12 protein-coding genes are annotated in these 15,422 nt (G+C 62.8%); 7 read left to right on the top strand and 5 right to left on the bottom strand.

Translation table 11 applies throughout. The features are described 5' to 3' along the window. The first annotated feature begins 95 nt into the window (after positions 1-95). The 4 genes from F3H95_RS11790 to F3H95_RS11775 all read left to right on the top strand — a co-directional run bounded on the left by F3H95_RS11790 (position 96) and on the right by F3H95_RS11775 (position 7,016). On the top strand, positions 96-572 hold the full coding sequence (locus F3H95_RS11790; protein WP_244617999.1) for a hypothetical protein: 477 nt from the start codon (positions 96-98) through the stop codon (positions 570-572). A 547-nt stretch (positions 573-1,119) separates the two neighbouring features. After that, entirely contained in the window at positions 1,120-2,334 is a 1,215-nt protein-coding gene (locus tag F3H95_RS11785; protein ID WP_149746108.1) for an efflux RND transporter periplasmic adaptor subunit, read from the top strand. A gap of 8 nt (positions 2,335-2,342) precedes the next feature. After that, complete coding sequence (locus tag F3H95_RS11780) at positions 2,343-5,516, top strand: efflux RND transporter permease subunit (RefSeq protein WP_149746107.1); 3,174 nt, start codon at positions 2,343-2,345, stop codon at positions 5,514-5,516. Positions 5,517-5,525: 9 nt separating this feature from the next. After that, a complete protein-coding gene (locus F3H95_RS11775) occupies positions 5,526-7,016 on the top strand; it encodes an efflux transporter outer membrane subunit (protein WP_149746106.1) in 1,491 nt (496 codons plus the stop codon). A gap of 138 nt (positions 7,017-7,154) precedes the next feature. Here the strand turns inward: F3H95_RS11775 and F3H95_RS11770 are convergent, their stop codons facing one another. Further along, a complete protein-coding gene (locus F3H95_RS11770) occupies positions 7,155-8,549 on the bottom strand; it encodes an HD-GYP domain-containing protein (RefSeq protein ID WP_149746105.1) in 1,395 nt (464 codons plus the stop codon). Between the two features lie 288 nt (positions 8,550-8,837). On the opposite strand from F3H95_RS11770, the gene F3H95_RS11765 reads away from it, so the two are divergent. Then, positions 8,838-9,554, top strand: coding sequence for a GntR family transcriptional regulator (locus F3H95_RS11765; protein ID WP_185969729.1), 717 nt, complete (start codon positions 8,838-8,840; stop codon positions 9,552-9,554). Between the two features lie 36 nt (positions 9,555-9,590). Here the strand turns inward: F3H95_RS11765 and F3H95_RS11760 are convergent, their stop codons facing one another. Then, positions 9,591-9,995, bottom strand: a complete 405-nt coding sequence (locus F3H95_RS11760) for a RidA family protein (protein ID WP_149746104.1) — start codon at positions 9,993-9,995, stop codon at positions 9,591-9,593. Positions 9,996-10,106: 111 nt separating this feature from the next. Between F3H95_RS11760 and F3H95_RS11755 the strand changes: the two genes are divergently transcribed. Next, complete coding sequence (locus F3H95_RS11755) at positions 10,107-10,871, top strand: SDR family NAD(P)-dependent oxidoreductase (RefSeq protein ID WP_188134370.1); 765 nt, start codon at positions 10,107-10,109, stop codon at positions 10,869-10,871. Further along, positions 10,868-11,596 carry an SDR family oxidoreductase gene (locus F3H95_RS11750; RefSeq protein ID WP_149746102.1) on the top strand — a complete coding sequence of 243 codons (729 nt, stop codon included), beginning with the start codon at positions 10,868-10,870 and terminating at the stop codon, positions 11,594-11,596. The genes F3H95_RS11755 and F3H95_RS11750 overlap by 4 nt, the downstream gene beginning before the upstream one ends. A gap of 75 nt (positions 11,597-11,671) precedes the next feature. Here the strand turns inward: F3H95_RS11750 and F3H95_RS11745 are convergent, their stop codons facing one another. From F3H95_RS11745 to F3H95_RS11735, 3 genes are read right to left on the bottom strand one after another with little or no spacing between them, the layout of a single operon-like run. Beyond that, positions 11,672-13,345 carry a M14 family metallopeptidase gene (locus F3H95_RS11745; RefSeq protein WP_149746101.1) on the bottom strand — a complete coding sequence of 558 codons (1,674 nt, stop codon included), beginning with the start codon at positions 13,343-13,345 and terminating at the stop codon, positions 11,672-11,674. Positions 13,346-13,382: 37 nt separating this feature from the next. Beyond that, the gene (locus F3H95_RS11740) at positions 13,383-14,378 is read right to left on the bottom strand and encodes an ABC transporter ATP-binding protein (protein WP_149746228.1); all 996 of its coding nucleotides are present in this window, start codon (positions 14,376-14,378) and stop codon (positions 13,383-13,385) included. Then, positions 14,378-15,415: an ABC transporter ATP-binding protein gene (locus F3H95_RS11735; protein ID WP_149746100.1), complete on the bottom strand. Its 1,038-nt coding sequence runs from the start codon at positions 15,413-15,415 to the stop codon at positions 14,378-14,380. The genes F3H95_RS11740 and F3H95_RS11735 overlap by 1 nt, the downstream gene beginning before the upstream one ends. Positions 15,416-15,422: the final 7 nt, after the last annotated feature.

Raw genomic sequence — 15,422 nt, 5'->3', positions numbered from 1 at the left:
CTCCTGCGGGACCTCTTCCAGCAAGCGGTAGCGGTCCGTGTTTGAAAGACAAACCCATGAACAGATCTTCCGCATGGTTGCTCGCGGCGACGACAATGTGCGTGTTCGCCTCGGGACAGACAGTCTATGCCGACGAGGCCGCATTTCTCAGATCCATGGCCGGTACCTGGAGTGGCAAGGGAATTGTGAAGGTTCGCACCACATCGCCAACAGTCAGTGTAACCTGCCGTTTCCAGGCAAACACGACGCCGCAATCCCTGTCGTTGAACGGAAAATGCACAAGTCTTGCCATCTTCTCGCGGTCCATCAGCGCAAGCCTGAGGGCGACCGGCTCGAAGTATGCCGGCTCCTATATCGGCGCGGGAACGGGGCCTGCCGGCCTCGGTGGGCAGCGTGCCGGCAATACCATCAATCTTGGCGTCACCTGGGCGAAGGAGGTCAATGGCGATCGCCGGGCCGTGATGACGATCGAGAAGATCGGCAATTCCGCCCTGCGTCTCACCACGATCGATACCGATCCCGGAACCGGCAGATCGGTTGTCACGAGCCGCATTGATCTGCGTCGCGGTTAAGGGCTGGCATTCCAGTGGCACCGCAAGCGGATCTCTCCGGGGATCAGAAGCGGGTGGAACTGCCCCGGATCAAGAGGCGCGGTGACGGAAGGCGAAGAGCAGACATCGGGCATTCGCTGTGGGCAGCCAGAAACGCGCGATAGCTCGTCTCCTGCCTTGATCTGCCACAGGTCTGTCCTGGAGGTGATGCGTCACGAGTGCGACTGACACGTCGCATGCCCGCAGCGGTCGTCTTCGCGCGCCTTTCACGTTCAGAAAAATTGTAACGGAACATGTCTTGGCCGGTTTTGGAAACATGACGTTACAAAAATGCCGACGCGCGAGACGTTCGGACACGACCAGCCCAAACCCGGAAACGGGCGGCCTGTAAGCAAGGGAATATCACCGGCTGAGATGAAGGCTTTCGTCCTCTCTTCCCAGCTCCCTTCGCGTCGGGCGTGACGTGGACTGGAGACCGGTTGCTCCCGTTCCACACCGCCCTTGTTGGTTGGATCGGTTTATCGTGTCGATGTTTACCAGTCTCCCGCTCCGTTCCCGGTCCTTGGCAATGATGATTCGCCTGCCGGGCGCTCTTGCCGTTGTGTCGCTGATCGCCCTTGCCGGCTGCAGCGATGGCGGGCAGCAAAGCGGGCCGCCCACGGCGAATGTTCGCCCGCAGGTGAGCGTGGTGACCCTGCATCCGCAAGCGGTTGTCCTGACGGCGGATGTGCCGGGCCGGACAGCGGCTTCGCTGGTTGCAGAGGTCCGTCCACAGGTGACGGGCATCATCCGCGCACGAAACTTCCGGGAGGGCAGCGAGGTGAAGGCGGGGGATGTTCTCTACGAGATCGATCCCGCAGTCTATCAGGCGACCTATGACAGTGCTGTGGCGGCCCTGAAGAAGGCGGAGGCCGCAGTGCCGAGCGCGCAGGCCAAGGTTGATCGCTATCGCAGCCTCACCTCTCAGGACGCCGTCAGCAGGCAGGATCTCGACGATGCGGCCTCCACGCTGGCGCAGGCGCAGGCCGAAGTTGCTGCGGAAAAGGCCGCAGTCGATTCCGCTCGTATCAATCTGGACTACACGAAGATCCGCGCACCCATTTCCGGCCGCATCGACGCTTCCTCCGTCACGGTCGGCGCGCTGGTGACGGAGGCGCAGACGACGGCGCTGGCCACGATCAACCAGCTCGATCCGATCAACGTGGACGTCACACAGTCGAGCACCGATCTGCTGGAACTGCGACGTGCCATCGCGAGCGGCCAGATCAAGTCTTCCGGCACCAATGTATCGGTCGCCCTGCGGCTGGAGGATGGTTCGCGCTACGATGAGGCTGGCGCCTTCCAGTTTGCCGAAGCCTCGGTCGCAGCGACCGTCGGTACGGTAACCGCGCGCGCCACATTCCCCAATCCCGACCGGCTGCTGCTGCCCGGCATGTATGTCCGCGCCACGATTGAGGAGGGGGTGGCCCCCAACAGTTTCCTCGTGCCGCAGCGCGCCGTGACGCGTAACCTGAAGGGTGCCCCCGTCGCCTTCTTCGTTGATGCTGATGGAACGGTGCACCAGCGCGAGATCTCTGTCCGTCGCAGTGTCGGCAACAGCTGGCTGGTGGCAGGCGGTGTGACGGATGGCGACCGCGTCGTTGTCGAGGGGGGACAGCGTATCCGCGACGGCCAGGCCGTGACGGCCGCCGAGGTGCAGATCGACGAGGCGACGGGCGATATCCGCCAGGTTGCCTCGGCCGCGCCGGCCAAGGATGCCGCCGCCCCGCATTCCATCGATTGAGGTGCAGCTTGTCCCGCTTCTTCATTGCAAGACCCATCTTCGCCTGGGTCATCGCCATCATCATCATGATGGCCGGCCTGCTGTCGATCCGCACGCTGTCGGTGTCGCAATATCCGCAGATCGCCCCCACCACCGTGCGCATTTCCGGAACCTATTCCGGCGCCGATGCCCAGACCGTTGAGAACTCGGTGACGAAAATCATCGAGCAGGGCATGACCGGAATCGACAATCTCGACTACATGACCTCGACCTCCCAGTCGAATGGGCAGGCCTCGATCTCGCTGACCTTCACCAACGCTGCCGATCCGGATGTGGCGCAGATGCAGGTGCAGAACAAGTTGCAGCTGGTGGAATCGCAGCTGCCGCAGAGTGTGCAGAGCACCGGTCTGACGGTCAGCAAGTCCAGTTCGAACTTCCTGATGGTCATCGGCTTCGTCTCGAGCGATGGCAAGCTGACCACGACCGACCTGGCCGACTACGTCAACAGCACGTTGAACGACACGATCAAGCGCGTCGCAGGCGTGGGTGACACCCAGCTGTTCGGTTCCGGCTATGCCATGCGCATCTGGGTCGATCCGGACAAGCTGCAGAAATATGATCTGATGATCAGCAATGTCACCTCGGCCATCGAGGCGCAGAACACGCAGGTTGCGGCGGGACAGCTCGGTGCGCTGCCGCAGCGCAAGGGCCAGCAGCTGAACGCGACGGTGACCGCCAAGAGTCGCCTCCAGACGCCGGAGCAGTTCGAAAACATCATCCTGAAGAGCAACAGCGACGGTTCGCTGGTCCGGCTGAACGATGTGGCGAGTGTTGAACTCGGGGCAGAGAGCTACAACACCGCCAGCATCTACAACGGCAAGCCGACGGCGGGTCTCGCCATCATGCTTGCCTCAGGGGCGAATGCGATCGACACAGCAGAAGCCGTGCGTGCCACCATTAACGGGCTCAAGGAAACGCTGCCCGCCAATGTCGAGGTCGTCTATCCCTACGACACGACGCCTTTCGTGCAGCTGTCGATCGAGGAGGTCGTGAAGACGCTGTTCGAGGCGATTGTTCTCGTCTTTGTCGTCATGTTCGTCTTCCTGCAGAACCTGCGGGCCACGCTGATCCCGACGCTCGCCGTGCCCGTGGTGCTGCTCGGCACCTTTGCCGTGCTCTCTGCGCTTGGCTACTCGATCAACACGCTCACCATGTTCGGCATGGTGCTGGCCATCGGCCTGCTCGTGGATGATGCCATCGTCGTGGTGGAAAATGTCGAGCGCGTGATGGAGGAGGAGGGGCTGTCGCCACGTCTTGCAACGATCCGGTCGATGCAGGAAATCACCGGCGCGCTGATCGGGATCGCCACAGTGCTGTCGGCGGTCTTCATTCCGATGGCCTTCTTCTCCGGCTCCGTCGGCGTCATATACCGGCAGTTCTCGGTCACCATTGTCTCCGCCATGCTGCTGTCCGTGCTGGTCGCCCTGGTGCTGACGCCGGCCCTGTGCGCCACGATCCTGAAGGCGCCCCGCCACGATGCCAAGTCCAAAGGTGTCTTTGGCCTGTTCAACCGCTTGTTCGACCGCGGCACCCGTGCCTATCGGCAGGGTGTTGGCGGTATCCTGAAACGACGCTTTGTCTTTTTGATCGTGTTTGTGCTGATCGCCGCGGGCGTCGGCTACCTGTTCAATCGCCTTCCCAGTTCCTTCCTGCCGGAAGAGGACCAGGGAACGCTGATCACCAGTGTCCAGCTTCCCGTGGGGGCAACTGCCGATCGCACCATGAAGGTGCTGCAGCAGGTGACGGATCACTATCTGAAAGACGAAAAGGACTATGTGTCCGGTGTGCTGGGCGTTGTCGGCTTCGGCTTTAGCGGACAAGGGCAGAATGTCGGCATCGCCTTCATCCGGCTCAAGGACTTTGCCGAGCGAAAGGCGTCAGAGGCCAAGGCGCAGGCCATCGCGCAACGCGCCCGGATGGCCTTCGCGAGGATCACCGATGCCAATGTCTTTGCGCTCGCCCCGCCGGCCATTCCCGGTTTTGGCAATAATGCGGGCTTCGATTTTTACCTGAAGGACGTGACCGGTGCGGGCCACCAGAAACTCATCGAGGCACGCAACCAGCTGCTTGGTGCCGCCGGGCAGAGCAGCAAGCTTGTCGGCACCCGACCGAACGGGCAGGACGACACGCCGCAATACTCGATCAGGATTGACCAGGACAAGGCAAGCGCCCTCAATCTCGACCTTGCCGATATCGACAGCACCCTGTCGGCGGCCTGGGGCGGAGACTACGTCAACGACTTCATCGATCGTGGCCGCGTCAAGAAGGTCTATGTGCAGGGCAATGTCGATTCCCGCATGCAGCCGGAGGATCTGAAGCGCTGGTACGTAAAGAATTCCGATGGTGACATGGTGCCCTTCGCCGCCTTTGCGAGCGGCCAGTGGACCTTCGGTTCTCCGCGCCTGGAACGCTACAATGGCTCCTCTGCCGTTGAAATCCAGGGCTCGCCGGCGCCGGGCGTGTCCTCTGGCGATGCGATGAACGAGATCGATGCGCTGGTTGCCAAGCTGCCGCAGGGCTTCTCGCACGAATGGACGGGCCTGTCGGCGCAGGAACGCCTGTCCGGCAGTCAGGCGCTACAGCTCTATGCGATCTCCATCCTCGTGGTGTTCCTCGCGCTGGCGGCGCTTTACGAAAGCTGGTCCATCCCGTTCGCCGTGATGTTGTCGGTGCCGATCGGGGTGTTTGGTGCGCTGCTCGCGGCGAAAATCTTCGGTCAGTCGAACGACGTCTATTTCAAGGTCGGGCTTCTCACCACGATCGGCCTTGCGGCAAAGAACGCGATCCTGATCGTCGAGTTTGCCATCGAGCAGCAGCGTCGTGGCCTCGATATCATCGAGGCCACGCTGGAGGCGGCGCGCCAGCGCCTGCGCCCGATCCTGATGACCTCGCTTGCCTTCATTCTTGGCGTTCTGCCGCTTGCGACGGCCAATGGAGCGGGCTCCGGCAGCCAGAATTCCATCGGCATCGGCGTGATGGGCGGCATGCTGGCCGCAACCGTGCTCGGCATCTTCCTGATCCCGCTGCTGTTTGTCGCCGTGCGTCAGGTCTTCAAGGGACACGTCGGGCCGGTCGAGGACGAGGTGGATGCACCTCCTTTATCTGCCGAAGCTGCACAAACCCCTTCCGCATCCAGCCATTGAAGGTGCGCCATGACGTTGATTGATGCCGAGCTCCGCCCTTCCGATCGTCCCCCCGTCCGCCGCAGCCTGCTTGTCGTGGTGCTGATGGCGACCTCGATGCTGGGCGGTTGCGTCGTGGGGCCCGATTACAAGATGCCGGACCTGCCGATCCTCAAGAACTGGCCGGCTGCAGCCGGCAAGCAGGCGCTCAAGCCGACGCAGCTTGCGGGCTGGTGGAAGGGGCTCGATGATCCGCTGCTGAACAAACTTGTCGAGGAGGCGGTCCGGGGCAATCTCGACGTGGCGACCGCCAAGGCGAACCTGCGGCTGGCGCGCGCCACCACCCGCAGTGCCGAAGGTGCCCTTCTGCCAAGCCTCAGCCAGTCGGACAGTGCAACGCGAACCCGCAGCGCCAGCGAGGATGTGTCCTACAGCACCCAGTACAAGGCGGGCTTCGATGCCAGCTGGGAGATCGATCTCTTCGGCGGCAATCGCCGTTCGGTGGAAGCTGCACGCGCCAGCGAACAGGCAGAAGAGGAAACGCTGCGCCAGACGCTGGTGACACTCGTCGGCGACGTCGCTTCCTATTACGTGGAGGCGCGGGAGTATCAGGCACTGATCGATCTTGCCGAACGATCCGCAAAATCACAGCTGCAGGTGCTGGCGCTGACCCGCCGCCAGTTCGAGGCGGGCGAGGCGACGGGCATGGATGTGGCCAAGGCCGCCGCAACCGCGGCCTCGACGCAGGCCGATATCCCGTCCTATCGCATTTCCTATGCGCAGGCGGTCCATCGTCTCGGCATTCTCATTGGCCGGACGCCTGACGCGGTCGAGGCCCGGTTGACGAAACCGGCGCCGATCCCCGTGCCACGGCGGGCCATGCCCTCGACCATTCCGGCCGGGATCCTGCTCAACCGGCCGGATGTCAGGGCGGCGGAGCGTGATCTTGCGGCCTATACGGCAAAGATTGGCGTGGCGGAGGCCGCGCGCTATCCCTCGATCAGTCTGAGCGGTGCCGTGACCACATCCGCCGCCAGCGTTTCCGATCTTGCGCGCAAATCCACCATCGGCTGGACGCTGGGTCCGAGCGTGTCCATTCCGCTGTTCCAGGGCGGTCAGTTGAAGGCTGCCGTCGATGAGGCCAAGGCCACGCGCGACAAGTATTTCGTGGCCTATCAGTCGGCCGTGATGACGGCGATGGAGGATACTGAAAACGCCGTGATCGGCCTGACCCAGTCCCGTCTGAGGCAGGACAAGCTGCGGCAGTCGGTGGCGGGCTACCGACAGGCGGCTGAACTTTCGCGCACGCTGTTCCAGTCCGGCGCCTCGGGTTTCCTCGACGTGCTCGACGCGGAGACGTCTCTCTATTCTTCCCAGGAAAACTATATCCAGAGCACCGCCAATACGGCCACCTACTTCATTTCACTCAACAAGGCGCTCGGTGGTGGCTGGTCCGGAACGATCGATGCCGACCAGCCGCTGGTCGTTGATCGCAACGAAGGGCCTCATCCGCAGCCGTGAGGACGGACGCCGTCATCGGAAGAACCTCCGACCGCTCGACGGCCCCGATATGCCGGGCGATCACAGATATCAGCCCAGCCATGCAGTCGCAGGTGGCGTAGGCGCCTTACCGGTATGGCGGCTCTTCGCGCGCTGTCTTCATCCTTCATCCGGGGCTGCGCTTCCGGACGGTGCGCCTGTTCTGTCCAGAGCGCGCTTCAACGCATCGAGACAGACCGGATCGATCGCGGTCCCCCGCATGTCTTCGAGGATGGACATGGCCTTGTCGACGGACATGGCGGCACGATAGGGCCGGTCCGCCGTCAGCGCATCGAAGACATCGGCTGCGGTCACGATCCGCGTTGCAAGCGAGATCTCGTCTCCGGCGATGCCGCGCGGATAACCCTTGCCGTCGAGCCGTTCATGGTGGTCGGCCCCGATGCGGGCAACCTCGCCGAAGGCGGATATCCGGGACAGGATTTCCGCGCTGTAGAGCGGGTGGCGGCGCATTTCGGTCCATTCGGCGTCGTCCAGCTTGCCGGGCTTGTCCAGCACGCTGTTGCTCACCCCAAGCTTGCCGATATCGTGCAGCAGGGCCGCACGGTTCAGCCAGCGGCGATCGGCAAGCGGCAATGCAAGCTCCTCGGCAATCATATCCGTGAACAGGGCGACGCGGCTGCAATGGCCTGCCGTGTAGGGGCTCTTGGAATCGACGACCTCGCCAAAGGCCGCCGCGATATCATCGAGATAATCGTCATCGAGCGGTGCCGCATGAAGGGCGGGTGGAAGCGTCAGGATGAAGCGGGGAAGGTCTTCGTTCTGCAGGAAGGTCCAGAAATCGGGGCTTTCCGCAATCTGCCGGAATATCCTTACAAGGTCGGGGTCGAACCAGGTGCCGGAGCGTCGTTCGACTTCGGCAATCGCGGCCTTCGCGCCACCGGAACGCTGGAATACATCGACCACCTGCGCCATCAGCGCGATGCGCGAGTATAGCGGGATGTCGGTCTGCTTGAGGCCAAGCGGTTTTCCGCCGCCGTTCCAGTGCTCGTCCAGGCTCTGGATGCTGTCGGCAACAGCATCGGAGAAACGCAGGCGTCGCGCGATCGCAGCGCCGCGGTGACAGCGGGTCTCGATGAGTTCCCGCGCAATGGTGCCGCCGTTCTGGAGAATGTTGACGATTGCACGGAAACGCTGTGCCATGCCGGCCTTCATCCCGGTATGGCGCAGCACGAAGCGCAGCACCTGTGGCACGCTGTCCCCCAGCGTCTTGAAATCGCTTTTGAAGGAGAGGTCATCCGTCAGATAGAGTTCGCAGAGACGTGCGGCATTGCTGGAGCAGCCGAGATCCTTCAGCAGCAGGGTGAAATAGAGATCCCGCATCTCCGCGGCGGGCAATTCCAGCTGCTCGCCGATCCGGGTTCCGATGAAGCAGCAGCGCGAACAATGGCCTGCCGGCTGGCCTTCCGTGATGTCGAGCGCCTGGCTCAGGGCCGCAAGCAGTTCGGCAAGGCTGAGGGAAGAGATCTCCGGCCAGACGACAATTGGTGCATTCATCCATCATTCCCATGCTGGTATTGGCGTCTGACATGGCCGGTCGGACTGTTCCGCAACTGGTTCGCCTTCGTGCAAAGCCGATACGCCGGTGTCCGGTCGGTTCCTGAGCGGGCTTATAGGACATCTTCGTGTCCGCGAATATAACGGTTTTCACAAGGATTTGCGGGGAGGGACCCAACAGGACCTCCCTATCAACCCTCATTGCGCTCGCCGGGCATTTGAATACAATCATACATGATGCTAAGCGCTGCGGTAAAAGCCAACACATGCATCATTGGGGGAAACACCATGAATCAGGACGGACCGGATACCGGACCCGTGGAAACCCTGAGGCAGCCCAAACGGATCTCCTTGTCCGAGGGTGTCGCCGATTCCATTGCCGAAGCCATTTCCACGCGCGTCATCCAGCCGGGTGAGCGGGTGGTCGAAACGACGCTTGCGGAAAAGCTCGGCGTCAGCCGCGTTCCGATCCGCGAGGCCCTGAAGGTGCTGCATGCGCAGGGCATCCTGAGCGGTGGCGGCCACAAGGGCTATCGCATCGCGGCCTTCGATCCGCAAGTGACCCAGCAGGTTATGGAAGCGCGGCTTGCACTGGAATCCATCCTCCTGCGCGACGCAATCGAAAACTGGCGCAGCGGCGTTGAAGACGTCGGCGTGCTGCAGAAGGCGATCGACGAGATGCGCACCTCCGCCAGAGCCGGCAACGTGCGTGCCTCGCTGCTGGCGGATCTGGAGTTTCACAGAAGCATCCGCCTTGCCGCCCGCAACACGATTGTCGGCACGCTGTGGGATACGATTGCCCGGCACGTGATGATCGTCTTCAATCTGGACCGCTACCGCGATAACGATCTCGAGGCGATCCCGAAGCAGCACGAGGAATTTCGCCAGTTCATCCTGGCGGAGGTCGCCAAGCCGTCCTCGCGCTTCGGCGACATTGCCAAGGCGCTCGAGGATCACATGCTGCTGATCGAGCGAACCAAGCGCCGCAACGGTCAATATTCATGACCGGTAGCACGGGCGGCGCCAGTCCCGCCCGTGCCGTCACGCTGTCGCGGGCGTCCCGACATAGACCGTGATCTCCACCTCGACCTTGACATGGGCGGAGCCGAGGCCGGCCACGATCATGCCGGTGTGCGGCGGGCGATGATCCCCGAAGAAGGCCTGCCGCTCGCGCGTCACCGCCGGCGCATCCTCCCGGTTGACCAGCAGCGTGCTGATCCGGACCACCTCTTCGCGGCGGGCGCCGATATGGGCGAGGATCCGGTCGATATTGCGATAGATCTGTGCTGCCTGGGCGCCCGCATCCTCGCCACCGACCCAGTTGCCATCGACATCCCGCGCCACCTGTCCCGCCACGAAGGCAAAACCTCCGGCCAGCGCCACATGTTCGTATCCTGCCACGCGGTTGATATCCGCCGGGCTGGTCAGGGTCACTCCGTCATGCATCCCATGCTCCTCCCCCGTCTCTCTCGTGACAGGAAGCTTACGAAAAATAGATTGTAATACAAGTATACAAAAATTATGGTGGCTGCATCACAAAACACGAGGAGCAGACCGGTGAGACTGGAAGGAATGGTGGCCGTCATTACGGGTGGCGCCGGCGGAATGGGGCGCGATACGGCGCTGCTGTTTGCCCGCGAAGGTGCCGCGGTGGTGGTGGGCGATGTCAATGACGCGGCGGGTCAGGCGCTTGCCGGCGAGGTGGCTGCAGCGGGTGGACGGCTTGCCTATGTTCACTGCGATGTTTCGAAGGAAAAGGATGTCGTCGATCTGATTGCCACAGCCGAAACCCGGTTCGGCAAGCTGGACACCATCTTCAACAATGCCGGTGTGGAGCAGCCGGTCACGCCCTCCACGGAGGTGTCGGAAGACCTCTTCGACCGGGTCACCTCGATCAACCTAAAGGGGACCTTCTTCGGCTGCAAGCATGCGCTGCCGGCGCTTTTGCGCAATGGCGGCGGCACCATCGTCAACAATTCCTCCGTCAGCGCCTTTGCCAATGTGGGCGGCAACCTCTCCTATGCCGCATCGAAGGGCGGCATCATGTCGATGACGCGGGTGATCGCCATCGAATATGCCGCGCGCAACATCCGCTGCAACGCGATCAATCCCGGCGTCATCGATACCGACATGAACCGTCGCAACAAGGCGCTTGCCAGCGACCCGGATGCCGTCGAGCAGACGTGGCGGAGCATCACGCCGATGGGCCGCATGGGCACGGGCAACGAGATCGGCGAGGCCGTGCTGTTTCTTGCCTCTCCCCAGTCCTCCTTCGTCACGGGGATCGGTCTCGTCATCGATGGCGGGAGGATTGCAACATGAGCGGGGTTCTTCAGGGAAAGGTGACGGTCGTCACTGGTGCTGCCCGTGGCCTCGGCCGCGCGGTTGCCAAGGCCTATGCGGCGGAGGGGGCGGTCGTCTACGCCCTCGATGTGCTGGAGGACGAAGTGGCGACGCTGGCGACAGAGCCGGGTGATCTGCGTCCCGGTCGTCTCGATCTGGCCGATCCTGCCGATATCGAGCAGGTGATGACGGCGATCGAGGCGGAGGCGGGGCGGGTCGACGTACTCGTCAACAATGCCGGCATCATCTTCTTCAAGCCGGTGGAAGAGGTGTCGCTTGCCGATTGGGACCTGTTGATGAACATCAACCTGCGCGGCGCCTTTCTCTGCTGCCGGGCGGTGGCACCGGGCATGAAGGCACGGCGCAGCGGCGCCATCATCAACGTGTCGAGCAATGCCGGCATCAAGGGCGATACGGACGAAAGCACCTATTGTGCCTCGAAATTCGGGCTGGAAGGTCTCTCCCGGGCGCTGGCCGTGGAGTTTGCCCCCTACAATGTCTCCGTCAATTCGATCACGCCCGGCCATCCCATGCACACGGCGATGAGCGAGATCACCTACAGCGCGGAACTGCGCAAGATCTGGAAGGACCCGATCGAGCTGACGCCGGCCTTCGTTCATCTGGCGCTGCAGGATGCTTCCGGCATAACCGACCAGCGCATCCGCGCCTGGGACATGGTGGTGGAGCTTGGCAAGGGCGGGTGAACCGCCCGCCTTTCTTTTGTTTTTTCGTCTTCGGCAACGGGTAGGGCGGTGGATATCGACCCACCGCCCTCAAGCCTATCCGATGCTCGTTTCGACGCGGTGCGTGCCGCCTTTTTCCGATTGGGCGATCACGGTGACGCGGCCCTTGCCTTCGATGCGCACCAGCCATTCCACGGGCTTTGCCGTGGCAGACCATTGCTGGCCCCAGGGCGACCACGGATAAAGCCGTTCGTTGCGACCGGCGAGGTGGCCGAGATCGGCGCGAAGCGGGTTCATCACCAGTTCGCCGCCCTCGATTTCAACTGTGGCGATGACAGGTTTTGCCACGTTGTTGGCAATTGCGACGCTGGAGAGGTTGGTTGGCAGATAGCCGTGATTGCTGATCTCGGCGCGGATCTTGTAGAGGCCGGCGCCCAGCGGCTCCACCGCAACGTGATCGATCTTCACGCGGGGGGCTGCGGCGGCATGCTTCAGGTTGAACAGCACATTGGTGCGGCAGATCTCTTCCAGCAGGAAACCCGGCGGATTGCGGTAGGTCCAGATATTGACCATGCCGCCGATTTCGACAGGGCCGAGCTGCGGATGGTCGAAGGGCTTCCAGTCCCGCCAGCCCTTGTCCGCCATGTGGGTCTTCACATAGTCATAGACCTTCTGCTGCACGGCCTCGTTGCGGGGATAGAGATTGTAATAGCCTTCCTTCGGCACCCCGGCCGTCCGTTCGAGATCCCAGAGTTCCGTACCGAAGCTGATGATCCCCATCTCCTCATAGGTCCAATCCATCAGCCCGCCGCGCCGCACCTTGGTCTTGTCGGGGGTAAAATCCTCGTAGATCGAAACGGTCGGATAACCGGTGAGTTCGGTGCCCACCTTGCCGATTTCCTTGTAGAGGTTGATGTCTGCCGCACTCATGGCGCTGTCCGGCTTGGTCATCGAGGGGCGCATGATGATGCCGCCATGGGTGTGATAGGCGCACATGCCGCAGATATTGGGATGGTCGAGGATCAGCTTCGCCATGGCCGCCGCCTCCGGTTCGGAGAGCGGATGCGTACCGGCGCCATATTCCTGCGGTGACCAGTTGGTGGGGAAGTTGCGGTTCATGTTGCCGTCGAAGGGTTTTTCGATCGGCACGTTCACGCCATCGAAATTGCGGATCGTGCCTTCCGGGTAGAGACGGTAATACTGGCCGCCTTCCTCGCCGGGGCGCCGCTGCACCATGATGTCGGGATTGCTTTCGCTCTTCTTCCATTCGCCCCGGCTGTCGGGAACGCGCATCCAGACCAGAAAGCCGTCGCCGTCGATGTCGTCGGGGATCAGGCCCTCGATCCGGTCGAAGCCCGGCAGGAAGCGCCCGTTGCCGCACCAGTTGTAATAGGGCGGTTGCAGCGACAGTTCCGCCCCATCCGGATTGATGCGCGGCAGAATGTAGAAGGCCTGGCTATCGACCAGCCTCGTCACCTCCTCGTCGCGACCATACTGCGTCAGCAGGTGCCAGATGGCGTAAAGTGCTGTGGCGCTGGTTGCGTGTTCTTCCGCGTGGATCTGGGCATCGATGTAATAGCCCGGTTTTTCGAGCGCCGGCCCCGTCTTCGGATTGCCGATCTCCATCAGCCAGACATCGCGGCCCTGCAGGCTCTTTCCGATGGAGGAGAGGGTTGCAAGCTCGGGATAGGCAGCGGCGAGCGCCTTCAGGCGCTCCGTCATCTCGTCATAGGTATAGTAGCGGTCAAAGGCGATGTCAGCCAGGCTCATGATGTCGTGTCCATCCGGAAACTTGTGTTGCAGGGCGTCAGGGGGCGGTGCGGATGCAGGCGCTGAAATGGCCGGGGGCGATCTCGTTGAGGGCCGGCACGACGCTCGCGCAATCCGCAATCGCCATGGGGCAGCGGGTGCGGAAGACGCAACCGCTCGGCGGGTTCAGCGGGCTCGGAATATCGCCCTTCAGGATGATGCGGTTCTTCGGCGCATCCGGATCCGGCTTCGGAACGGCCGACAGCAGCGCCTGGGTATAGGGATTGTTCGGACGGCTGTAGAGCGCCCTGGTCGGCGCCACCTCCATGATCCGCCCGAGATACATCACGATCACCCGGTCGCAGATGTGCTCCACGACCGCCAGATCATGCGCAATGAACAGCATGGTCAGGTTGAACTGTTCCTTGAGGTCATCGAGAAGGTTGATCACCTGGGCCTGGATCGACACGTCGAGCGCCGAGACCGGCTCGTCCGCGACGATGAAATCGGGCTCGACGGCAAGCGCGCGCGCAATGCCGATGCGCTGCCTCTGGCCGCCGGAGAATTCGTGCGGGAAACGGTCCTGATAGTCCGCCGAGAGGCCCACCTGTTCGAGAAGCGCCACGACCCGGTCCTGCCGCTCGCTGGGGGCGCCGATCCCGTGCACGGAAAGGGCATGCGACAGGATGGTGCGGACCTTCTCGCGCGGATTGAGGCTGGCATAAGGGTCCTGGAAGACGATCTGCATCCTCTTGCGGAAGCGTCGCATCTCCGGCCGCGACAGGAGGTTGAGATTGGTGCCGTCGAAGTCCACCGTCCCGGAGGTCGGTTCGAGAAGCCGGAGGATTGTGCGGCCGACCGTGCTCTTGCCGGAACCGGATTCGCCGACCAGCCCGACGACCTCGCCACGGTCCACACGAAAGCTGACATCGTTGACGGCGTGCACCGAACGGACGACGCGGTTGAGGATGCCGCCCCGCAGCGGGAAGACCTTTCTCAGGTTTTGGACGATCAACAGGGCTTCGGATCGATCCGGCACGTTTGCAGCCTGCATCACGAAACCTTCCTTGTCATGAGTTGGAGTTCCCGCCAGCGCACGCAGCGCACGGCGCGGCCCGGTTCCGGCATGTCCAGTTCCGGTTCGGCGGCGGCGCAGAGGTCCGTGGCGAAGCTGCAGCGGGTGCGGAAGCGACAGCCGCTCGGCAGCCGCGTCAGCGGCGGCACGTAACCGGGAATGGTCTGCAGCTTTTCGCGACGGTCCGTCGAGCCAAGCCTCGGGATCGACTGCATCAGGCCTGCCGTATAGGGCATCAGGGGGCCGGCGAAGATGTCGCGCACGCTGCCGGTCTCGACCACCTGGCCGGCATACATCACCACCACCCGGTCCGCCATTTCGGCGACCACGCCGAGATCGTGGGTGATGAACACGATCGCCATGCCGAGTTTTTGCTGCAGGTTGCGCATGATGTCGAGGATCTGCGCCTGGATGGTCACGTCGAGCGCCGTCGTCGGTTCGTCGGCAATCAGCACGGAGGGCTCGCAGGAGAGCGCCATGGCAATCATCGCCCGCTGCCGCATGCCGCCCGACATTTCATGCGGATAGCTGTCGGCGCGGCGCTGTGGTTCGGGAATGCCGACGAGTTCCAGCATCTCGATGGCACGGGCGCGGGCCTGTGCCTTGCTGAGCTTCTGGTGCTGGATGACGACTTCGGCGATCTGCCGGCCGATCGTGTGGACAGGATTAAGGCTCGTCATCGGCTCCTGAAAAATCATGCCGATGTCGTTGCCGCGGACGTCCCGCATCTGCCGCTCCGAAAGGTCAAGCAGGCTCTTGCCGCGCAGACGGATGTCGCCGCCCGACACGAAGCCCGTCTTCTTCGGCAGGAGCCGCATGATGGAGAGGCTCGTGACCGACTTGCCCGAACCGCTTTCGCCGACGATGGCCAGCGTTTCGCCGCCGTTGACGCTGAAGCTCACGCCGTCGACCGCACGGATGATCTGCCCTTCGCCTGCCAGAAAGCTGGTCTGCAGGCCCGTCACCTCCAGAAGCGGTGGCGCGGATGCGAGAGTGGGGGCTGCGGTCTCGCTCATCGTCGCG

The organism is Rhizobium sp. RU35A, assembly GCF_900156005.1.
GTDB classification, from domain to species: Bacteria; Pseudomonadota; Alphaproteobacteria; order Rhizobiales; family Rhizobiaceae; genus Neorhizobium; species Neorhizobium straminoryzae.
Note: the sequence above shows the minus strand (reverse complement) of the source record. Positions and strands in the feature narration are given on the sequence as shown.

Bases quoted from the DNA above. Each gene is read 5' to 3' on its own strand.
- F3H95_RS11790 (WP_244617999.1), top strand. From the start codon at position 96: ATGTGCGTGTTCGCCTCGGGACAGACAGTCTATGCCGACGAGGCCGCA.
- F3H95_RS11785 (WP_149746108.1), top strand. From the start codon at position 1,120: ATGATGATTCGCCTGCCGGGCGCTCTTGCCGTTGTGTCGCTGATCGCC.
- F3H95_RS11775 (WP_149746106.1), top strand. From the start codon at position 5,526: ATGACGTTGATTGATGCCGAGCTCCGCCCTTCCGATCGTCCCCCCGTC.
- F3H95_RS11770 (WP_149746105.1), bottom strand. From the start codon at position 8,549: ATGAATGCACCAATTGTCGTCTGGCCGGAGATCTCTTCCCTCAGCCTT.
- F3H95_RS11765 (WP_185969729.1), top strand. From the start codon at position 8,838: ATGAATCAGGACGGACCGGATACCGGACCCGTGGAAACCCTGAGGCAG.
- F3H95_RS11760 (WP_149746104.1), bottom strand. From the start codon at position 9,995: ATGCATGACGGAGTGACCCTGACCAGCCCGGCGGATATCAACCGCGTG.
- F3H95_RS11750 (WP_149746102.1), top strand. From the start codon at position 10,868: ATGAGCGGGGTTCTTCAGGGAAAGGTGACGGTCGTCACTGGTGCTGCC.
- F3H95_RS11745 (WP_149746101.1), bottom strand. From the start codon at position 13,345: ATGAGCCTGGCTGACATCGCCTTTGACCGCTACTATACCTATGACGAG.
- F3H95_RS11740 (WP_149746228.1), bottom strand. From the start codon at position 14,378: ATGCAGGCTGCAAACGTGCCGGATCGATCCGAAGCCCTGTTGATCGTC.
- F3H95_RS11735 (WP_149746100.1), bottom strand. From the start codon at position 15,415: ATGAGCGAGACCGCAGCCCCCACTCTCGCATCCGCGCCACCGCTTCTG.